Source organism: Bacteroides sp. (assembly GCF_029057325.1).
Classification (GTDB): domain Bacteria; phylum Bacteroidota; class Bacteroidia; order Bacteroidales; family Bacteroidaceae; genus Bacteroides.
In genome coordinates, this window is sequence record NZ_JAICZW010000056.1 from 1 (window position 1) to 8,382 (window position 8,382).

At 52.3% G+C, this 8,382-nt stretch carries 9 protein-coding genes; 1 reads left to right on the forward strand and 8 read right to left on the reverse strand.

The window, feature by feature from the left end; translation table 11 throughout:
* A partial coding sequence (locus tag K2G43_RS03940; RefSeq protein WP_300153028.1) for a hypothetical protein occupies positions 1-186 on the forward strand: 186 nt, incomplete at its 5' end.
* A 27-nt stretch (positions 187-213) separates the two neighbouring features.
* On the opposite strand, the gene K2G43_RS03945 is transcribed toward K2G43_RS03940, so the two are convergent.
* From K2G43_RS03945 to K2G43_RS03980, 8 genes are all read right to left on the reverse strand, one after another.
* Positions 214-1,869, reverse strand: coding sequence for an AMP-binding protein (locus K2G43_RS03945; protein ID WP_300153029.1), 1,656 nt, complete (start codon positions 1,867-1,869; stop codon positions 214-216).
* Positions 1,870-2,044: 175 nt separating this feature from the next.
* Positions 2,045-2,599 carry an XRE family transcriptional regulator gene (locus K2G43_RS03950; RefSeq protein WP_297641858.1) on the reverse strand — a complete coding sequence of 185 codons (555 nt, stop codon included), beginning with the start codon at positions 2,597-2,599 and terminating at the stop codon, positions 2,045-2,047.
* 37 nt (positions 2,600-2,636) lie between these two features.
* Positions 2,637-3,422: a pyrroline-5-carboxylate reductase gene (gene proC, locus K2G43_RS03955; protein ID WP_300153030.1), complete on the reverse strand. Its 786-nt coding sequence runs from the start codon at positions 3,420-3,422 to the stop codon at positions 2,637-2,639.
* A 147-nt stretch (positions 3,423-3,569) separates the two neighbouring features.
* Positions 3,570-4,691: an aminotransferase class III-fold pyridoxal phosphate-dependent enzyme gene (locus K2G43_RS03960; RefSeq protein ID WP_297641862.1), complete on the reverse strand. Its 1,122-nt coding sequence runs from the start codon at positions 4,689-4,691 to the stop codon at positions 3,570-3,572.
* Positions 4,692-4,820: 129 nt separating this feature from the next.
* On the reverse strand, positions 4,821-5,789 hold the full coding sequence (argC, locus tag K2G43_RS03965; protein WP_300153031.1) for an N-acetyl-gamma-glutamyl-phosphate reductase: 969 nt from the start codon (positions 5,787-5,789) through the stop codon (positions 4,821-4,823).
* Positions 5,786-6,994 (reverse strand): argininosuccinate synthase domain-containing protein, encoded by a 1,209-nt coding sequence (locus tag K2G43_RS03970; protein ID WP_300153032.1) that lies wholly within the window; start codon positions 6,992-6,994, stop codon positions 5,786-5,788. Before K2G43_RS03970 ends, argC begins: the two co-directional genes overlap by 4 nt.
* Positions 6,995-7,109: 115 nt before the next feature.
* Positions 7,110-7,667: a GNAT family N-acetyltransferase gene (locus tag K2G43_RS03975; protein WP_297641868.1), complete on the reverse strand. Its 558-nt coding sequence runs from the start codon at positions 7,665-7,667 to the stop codon at positions 7,110-7,112.
* Between the two features lie 42 nt (positions 7,668-7,709).
* Complete coding sequence (locus tag K2G43_RS03980; protein WP_297641870.1) at positions 7,710-8,183, reverse strand: arginine repressor; 474 nt, start codon at positions 8,181-8,183, stop codon at positions 7,710-7,712.
* Positions 8,184-8,382 lie beyond the last annotated feature (199 nt).

Below are 8,382 nucleotides of genomic sequence, written 5' to 3' on the forward strand. Positions count from 1 at the left end.
GATCGGGTTTCATGCCACAAAGGTAAAAAATATAATGTAAAAGAAAGGATGACCAACCGGAAATATCCGCTGACCCAAAATAAGGGGTCAGTCCGAAATAATAACATACACAATCCTCCCCCAAAAACAGGTGGAGACGTGCCGGAAAAACAGCACACACCTCCACCTGCGTTTATGTCCCTATAAAATCAATATACGGATTTATTGAGGGAGTTACCGGTTGTCTCCCTTCCTGATTTCCACCCGTCGTATCTTTCCGCTGATGGTCTTGGGCAGTTCGTCCACAAACTCAATGACGCGCGGATATTTGTAGGGCGCGGTAGTCTTCTTCACGTGGTTCTGCAACTCCTTGATGAGCGCCTCGCCTGCCTGCCCTTTGTATTCCTTCGACAGGACGATGGTAGCCTTCACCACCTGCCCGCGGATTTCGTCGGGCACACCGGTAATGGCGCACTCCACCACGGCGGGATGGGTCATCAGAGCGCTCTCCACCTCGAAGGGGCCGATGCGGTAGCCACTGCTCTTGATGACATCGTCCGCCCGCCCCACGAACCAGAGGTAGCCGTCTTCGTCCTTCCACGCCACGTCGCCCGTATAGTAGATGCCGTCGTGCCATGCCTCACGGGTGCGGTTGGCATCGCGATAATACTCCTTGAAGAGTCCCAGGGGCTTGCTCCGGTCGGTGCGGATGACGATTTGCCCCTGCTCGCCCGCCTCCACAGAGCGGCCGTCGTAGTCTATCAAGTCCACATCATATTGCGGGTTGGGCAGCCCCATGCTGCCCGGTTTGGGTTCCATCCAGGGCATGGTCGCCACGGTGAGGGTGGTTTCGGTCTGCCCGAATCCTTCCATCAGCTTGATGCCGGTCAGTTTCTTGAAGGTGTCGAACACGGCGGGGTTCAAGGCTTCTCCGGCGATGGTGCAGTATTGCAGGCTGGAGAGGTCGAACTTCGTCAGGTCTTCGTGAATGAGAAAGCGGAAGATGGTGGGCGGCGCGCAGAGGGAGGTCACGCGATAGTCCTGTATCTTCTTCAATATATCAGCCGGGGTGAACTTCTCGTGGTCGTAAACAAACACGTTGGCGCCGGCAATCCACTGCCCGTAGAGCTTGCCCCAAACTGCCTTTCCCCATCCGGTATCGGCAATGGTGAGGTGGAGGCTGTCCTCCTTGAGGTTGTGCCAGAAACTGCCGGTGACGATGTGTCCCAGGGGATAGGTGAAGTCGTGCGCCACCATCTTGGGCTCGCCGGTGGTGCCGCTGGTAAAGTACATCAGAGAGATGTCGTCGTTCGTGTTCGGATGCTCCGGCTTTACGAAGGGGGCCGCGTCCTCGATGCCTTTCTGGAAGTCTTCAAAGCCTTCGGGCACCTCTGGTCCCACACTGACGAGATGCTTCACGCTGGGCGATTGGGGCATGGCGGCGATGATGTGGTCGGTGATAACCTGCTCGCCGGCGCAGACTATCATCTTGATGTCGGCGGCGTTGCAGCGATAGACAATGTCCTTCTTGGTCAGCAAGTGGGTGGCGGGAATCACCACGGCACCCAGCTTGTGGAGCGCCACGATGCAGAACCAGAACTCGACACGGCGTTTCAGTATCAGCATCACCATGTCGCCGCGGCGGATGCCGAGGCCTTGGAAGTAAGACGCCGTCCGGTCGGTATAACGCTTCATGTCGGCGAAGGTGAACTGGCGGCTTTCGCCCTTGTCGTTGGTCCACAGCAGCGCGGGCTTTTCGGGCTGCTCGGCAGCCCAGGCATCCACTACATCGTAACCGAAGTTGAAGTTCTCCGGCACGTTAATCTTAAGGTTCTTGATGAAATCCTCCTGCGATGTGAAGGAGGTTTGGGATAAAAATCTTTCTACCATATTTGTAGGAGTTATCGGGAGTTAGAAGGAGTTATTGCCCTTCGGGCTTAGGAGTTAAAAGCCAATAGCCTTGTTTTCGGTTTCTAATCACAAGCAGAACTATTGATTCCTAACTCCTAACGGAGTAAAGCGGAGTGATAACTCCCTTTAACTCCTGATAACTCCCTGAAAAGTATTACATGATTATTGCCAGAAACTTGACCGTCTTTCCATCCAGCGCCTTCATGCCGTGCGGCAATTTGGAGTTGAAGTAGATGCTGTCCCCTTCGTTCAGTGTAAGTTCCTTGCCGTCAATGCTCAACATCAGCTTGCCTTCCAAGACAAGGTTGAACTCCTGTCCGCTATGGCTGTTGATGTGCATCGGTTCGTCGTCCGGCTTCGGCTCTACCGTCACGATGAACGGGTCGGCAGTACGGTTGATGAATCCGGCGGCAAGTGACTGGTACTTGTAGGCCTTGGTACGTTCGATGCTGGTGCCCTTTCCGGCACGGGTCAGGAAGTAGGATGCCATCTTGGGCTCTTGCCCGAACATCAGCGTATCCAGCGAAACGCTGTATTGGCGGCCTATCTTTTGCAGCATGCTGACAGAGATGTCATACTCTCCCGTTTCGGCACGAAGATACTCTTCTACGGGGATGTCGCAGTCGCGGGCGATGTCTTCGGGTGTCAGTTCCAAGACATCACGCAGTCCGCGCAGCCGTTCGGCTATTTGTTTGATTTGTTCGTCCATATCGTCTGTTGATTTTTTAATGAGTATTCTGTTTTACTTACTCGCCCTGACAGCTACTTACTTTGACGGCATTAATCAATGTCGAGGTGAATCCGCCATGTTCCAGCTCGTTGATGCCACGGATGGTGATTCCGCCGGGGGTACACACCTTGTCTATCTCTACGCTGGGATGCGTGTCGTTGTTCAGTATCAGTTCGGCGGCGCCCTTGACGGATTGCGCCACCATGCGCATACCGTCTTTGGGATAGACGCCCAGTTCGATACCCGCCTGCATCACGGCCTGAATATATTTCAGCGCGTATGCGATGCCGCAGGAAGTCATGGCGGTGGTGGCGGCAATCTTCCCTTCGGGAATCAGCATAGCAAGGCCCATCTGGTTGAAGACATCCAACAGCAGTTGTTCCTGCTCGGGTGTGGCGTTGTGGCTGGCGATGAGCGTCATGCTCTGCATCTCGCTGATGGCGGTGTTGGGAATGAGGCGGAACATCGTCATCCCTTCATTGCCGGTGTATCTCTCCAGTGTCCAAAAGGAGATGCCGGCGGCAACGGATATCAGGACCTGACCGCTCTTCAGTTGCAGCTCCTCTATCACCTGCTCCATCAGCCAAGGTTTCACGGCAAGGACGACCCAATCCGCTCCGTTGGCGGCTTCCCGGTTGTCGTTGGTCACTTGCAGTGCCGGAAATTCGGCTTTCAGCTTATCCAGTTTGCCTTGCGAGGGGTTGGCGATGGTGATGTCACCGGCAGGAATGAAGGTGCCTTTGGCAAGTCCGCGGGCGACGGCTCCTCCCATATTACCGGCACCGATAATTGCTACTTTCATATCTTTTTGTCGTTAAAAACGTTATCTACCTGCAAAGGTAGATGTTTTCAAACAAAAAACGACCAAAAGAGAAAGGTATTCTACTTCTGGTCGTATCTTTTTGTTGAGTTGATTACAATCTAAGGCAAGTGTCAGTCAAGTATTCTTTTAAAGCACCTTCTTGAAGCGTTCCAGAAACTCCTTCGCCTCCTCCATGCTGAGACAGAGGGGCGGCAACAGACGGAGCACGTTCGTACCACTTACGCCGGTGAAGACGTGCTGCTCTTTCAGTAGCTTCAAACGTAGCTCTTTGATGGGTTCCTCAAATTCCAGTCCTATCATCAGTCCGCGCCCGCGCACCTCCTTGATTTGCGGGAACTTCTTCAGCTCCGTCAGCAAGAAGTCACCCACTTGGGCGGCGTTCGCTATCAGGTTTTCCTGCTCCATCACGTCCAGTACGGCAAGAGCGGCACTGCACGCCAGGTGGTTGCCGCCAAACGTAGTTCCCAGCTGTCCGTACACCGGTGTGAACATCGGGCTGATGAGCACGCCAGCCATCGGGAAACCGTTGCCGATGCCCTTTGCCACGGTGATGAGGTCGGGACGGATGCCGTTGTGTTGATGGGCGAAGAACTTGCCACTGCGTCCGTAGCCGCTCTGTATTTCATCAAGAATCAGAACTGTACCTGTCTCCGTACAGGCTTGGCGCAGGGCGTGCATGAACTCGTCCGTAGGCAGCTGAATGCCGCCCACGCCCTGTATGCCTTCGATAATCACGGCGCAGACATCGCCTTTGGCGAGTTCCGCCCGCATGGTTTCCGTGTCGTTCAGCGGCAGGTAGGTGACGTGCCCGCAGTCGTTGATGGGAGCGATGATTTTGGGGTTGTTCGTCACTTCCACCGCCAGCGATGTGCGTCCGTGGAACGCCTTGGAGAAGGAGATCACGCGGGTACGCCCGTTGTGGAAGGAAGCGAGCTTCAAGGCATTCTCGTTGGCTTCGGCACCGCTGTTGATGAAGAAGAACGAATAGTCGTCATAGCCGCAGAGTTTTCCCAGACGCGCGGCGACCTGCTGTTGCAGCTTGTTAATCACAGAGTTGGAATAAAATCCCAACGTTGCCACTTGCCGGCTTATCATCTCCACGTAGTGCGGGTGTGCATGGCCAATGGAGATGACGGCATGGCCGCCATAGAGGTCAAGGTACTCTGTACCATTGTCGTCCCACACATGGCAACCTTGTCCTTTGACGATGTTGATGTCAAAGAGAGGATATACGTCGAATAGGTTCATAATAAGGAGCCTCTCCCCCGCCCCCTCCCCCGTAGGGAGGGGAGGTTTGAGGGTACTATTGTTTATGGATATTTATACTATTGTATCTTTATTCCCCTCCCTACGGGGGAGGGGTTAGAGGAGAGGCTTTTAGAATGCTGACGGCTTCAACTTCAGCCCTACGGTCTCTTCCAGATTAAACAGCAGGTTCATGTTGTGCACCGCCTGGCCACTGGCACCCTTCAGCAGGTTGTCGATGCAGGAAACGATGAGCAGTTTGTCGCCGTGCTTCTCCAGGTGGATGAGACACTTGTTGGTGTTCACCACTTGCTTCAGGTCGATATTCTTCTCTACAATGTGCGTAAAGGAGTCTTTGGCATAGTACTCCTGATACATGCGGACGATTTCTTCCAAAACGACCTTGGTCTTCACGACGATGGTGGCGAAGATGCCGCGCGGGAAGTCGCCACGATAGGGGATGAAGTCTATCTCCGAATCGAAGCTGTTCTGCAACTGCTTGAGCGACTGTTTGATTTCGGGCACGTGCTGATGCTCAAAGGCTTTATAGATGCTCAGGTTATTGTTGCGCCAGCTGAAGTGGCTTGTGGCTCCCGGTTTCACACCCGCACCGGTGCTGCCGGTGATGGCGTTCACCATGATGTCACCGTTCAGCATCAGATGCTTGGCAAGCGGCAGCAAGCCCAGCTGGATGCAAGTGGCAAAGCAGCCGGGGTTTGCCACGTGCTTTGCCTTGCAGGTGGCACGACGGTTCAGTTCCGGGAGGCCGTAGATGAAGTCGTGGTCGGGAGAAGCGAGACGATAGTCCATGGAGAGGTCGATGATTTTCAGTTCTTCGGGCACATTGTGGCTTTCAAGGAACTTCTTCGTGTCGCCGTGGGCGGTGCAGAAAAAGAGCACGTCAATCTCGTCCAATGGAAGCTGGTCAGTGAATACCAAATCAGTTTCGCCGTACAGTCCTTCGTGTACGTCGGTTATCTTGTTTCCGGCGTTGCTCGAGCTGTTCACGAAAACGATTTCCGCCTCCGGATGATTGAGCAGCAGACGAATAAGTTCGCCTGCCGTATATCCTGCTCCGCCGATAATTCCTACTTTAATCATATTTTCTCGTCTTTATGGTTGGAATAGTAAGCGCGCAATGCGGTGGAAGTCACTTTAATGAAGCCTTTGGCATCTTCTGCCGTCCAGCCCTTCTGCATTTCGCCGTATTCGCCAAACTTATTCTTCACTAGGTCGTCCTTACTTTCTACACCTACGGTAGAGAAGCCGAGCGGATGAAGTTCCAGAATAGCTGTTCCGTTCACATTGCGTTGCGAGGATTCCAGCATGGTTTCGATGTCGCGCATCACCGGCTCCAGGTACTGGCTTTCGTGCAGGAACATGCCGTACCAGTTTGCCACCTGGTCCTTCCAGTACTGCTGCCATTTGCTCAACGTATATTTTTCGAGGAAACGGTGGGCGCCGATAATCAGCATAGGGGCAGCAGCCTCGAAGCCCACACGTCCCTTGATGCCGATGATGGTATCGCCCACGTGCATGTCGCGGCCGATACCGTAGGCGGCACCAATCTCTTCCACTTTCTGAATTGCTTGGATGGGGTCGTCGAACCGCTCGTCGTTCACCGCTTTCAGCTCACCCTTCTCGAAGGTGAGGCGCAATTGCTCGCTGCCCTCTTTGGTACAATGCTTCAGGTAAGCGCTTTCGGGCAAGCCCTGTGCGGAATCCAGTATCTCGCCACCGCAGATGGAGGTGCCCCACAGGCCTACGTTATAAGAGTATTTCAGCTTGGTGAAATCGGCGGCAAAGCCATGCTCGTTCAGATAGTCGATTTCCTCCTGACGGCTCAAGGCCATGTCGCGTGTCAGGGTGATAATTTCCACCCCCGGAGCCAATACAAGGAAAGTCATATCGAAACGGATTTGGTCGTTACCCGCACCTGTAGAGCCGTGAGCGATGGCATCGGCACCAATCTCGTTGGCATAGCGTGCGATGGCCAGTGCCTGGAAGATGCGTTCAGAGCTTACGGAGATGGGGTAAGTGCCGTTGCGCAGCACGTTGCCATATACCATGTACTTCAGGCTCTTTGCATAGTACTCCTGTGTCACGTCGAGTGTAACGTATTTAGCAGCCCCCAATTTGTAGGCGTTCTCTTCGTTTGTTTTTAACTGTTCAGGGCTGAAACCGCCGGTGTTGGCACAAGCCGCATATACTTCGTATCCTTTCTCTTTGGCAAGATACATGACCGTAAACGAGGTGTCCAATCCGCCGCTGAATGCGACTACCACCTTCTTCTTCTTTGTTTCCATAACGCTTTTATGATTTATGATTTCAGATTTATGATTTCAGATTTATGACTCATAGCGCTTAACTTATGGCTCCACCTATCGCATGGCAAATCATAAACCTGAAATATAAAATCTCCTATATTTTATCTTCTTCGTGTAATGCCGGGTCGTAGAGCATGGCTGTACAGATGCAGAACTTACGGTTCTTTGCCACCAGGATGTCGTGGTTGGTACACCCTTCACACCCCTTCCAGAATGCCTCATCGTCGGTCAGTTCGTTGAATGTGACGGGCACATAACCCAGTTCGGTATTCATCTTCATCACGGCAGCGCCACTGGTGAGACTGAACACCTTGGCATTGGGCCAGCGCAAACGCGCCAGGCGGAAAGAGGCGTTCTTGATGCGCTTTGCCAGTCCCAATCCCCGATAGTTGGGGTGAACTATCAAACCGGAAGTTGCCACATACTGCTTGTTACCCCAGCTCTCAATGTAGGTGAAGCCGGCAAAATCCTCTCCACACAAGGCGATGATCGCCTTTCCTTCTTTCATCTTTGTAGCTACATATTCGTGCGTACGCTCTGCGATGCCCGTTCCGCGTACTTTGGCAGCTTCCCGGATGGTATCCAAAATCTTATCCACATAAACTTCATGTGAGGCATCTGCCACCATCACATCAATCTGTTTCGAATCCATTTCTATCTATTCGTTTATTTAAATTTCTTGTTCTTTCGTTTACTATTTAATATTAGGAATCATTTGAGATAAGAAACTTCGCACCTCATCATGGGACACCACCTCGCGCAACACCAACATGATGGTATCATCTCCGGCAATCGTACCCAGAATGGCAGAACATTCCCGATTGTCTATGTCATAGGCCATGCTGCTGGCATATCCGGGACGGGTACGGATGACAGCGATGTTTCCGGAAAATTGGAGTGACACGAATCCGCTTGTCATCAGCATCTCACTTGGGCTTTGGTCGTTGGAACGCTTATACATAATGTTGTTGGGCAACACATACACGTATCTTCCGTTCATATTGGCCGCTTTAGCAACTTTCAGTTGCTTCAAGTCGCGCGACAAGGTGGCCTGCGTCAAGTTGAAGCCCTCCTTTTCCAAAGCCTGCAACAACTCTTCCTGCGAACCAACCTCTTTGCTCGAGATAATCATCTTGATGGCGTCTAAACGATTGCTTTTTTTCTTCATTTCTGTATAATTATTCTAATAGAACGCAAAAATACACATTATTTTGAATATACCATGCATTATAGAAGTTTTTTTGTATTTTTATTCCGGTTCGGTTATAAAGAAGAGAAGCCGCCAAATCCGGGTCAGCGGATATTTCTGGTTGGTATCCATTTCCTTTATGCGTACAAAGTAGCCAATCTGAACATGAAGAACTTTA

What these genes read in the sequence shown, in the direction of transcription:
- K2G43_RS03945 (WP_300153029.1), bottom strand. Translation starts at nt 1,869, where the DNA reads ATGGTAGAAAGATTTTTATCCCAAACCTCCTTCACATCGCAGGAGGAT.
- K2G43_RS03950 (WP_297641858.1), bottom strand. Translation starts at nt 2,599, where the DNA reads ATGGACGAACAAATCAAACAAATAGCCGAACGGCTGCGCGGACTGCGT.
- proC (WP_300153030.1), bottom strand. Translation starts at nt 3,422, where the DNA reads ATGAAAGTAGCAATTATCGGTGCCGGTAATATGGGAGGAGCCGTCGCC.
- K2G43_RS03960 (WP_297641862.1), bottom strand. Translation starts at nt 4,691, where the DNA reads ATGAACCTATTCGACGTATATCCTCTCTTTGACATCAACATCGTCAAA.
- argC (WP_300153031.1), bottom strand. Translation starts at nt 5,789, where the DNA reads ATGATTAAAGTAGGAATTATCGGCGGAGCAGGATATACGGCAGGCGAA.
- K2G43_RS03970 (WP_300153032.1), bottom strand. Translation starts at nt 6,994, where the DNA reads ATGGAAACAAAGAAGAAGAAGGTGGTAGTCGCATTCAGCGGCGGATTG.
- K2G43_RS03975 (WP_297641868.1), bottom strand. Translation starts at nt 7,667, where the DNA reads ATGGATTCGAAACAGATTGATGTGATGGTGGCAGATGCCTCACATGAA.
- K2G43_RS03980 (WP_297641870.1), bottom strand. Translation starts at nt 8,183, where the DNA reads ATGAAGAAAAAAAGCAATCGTTTAGACGCCATCAAGATGATTATCTCG.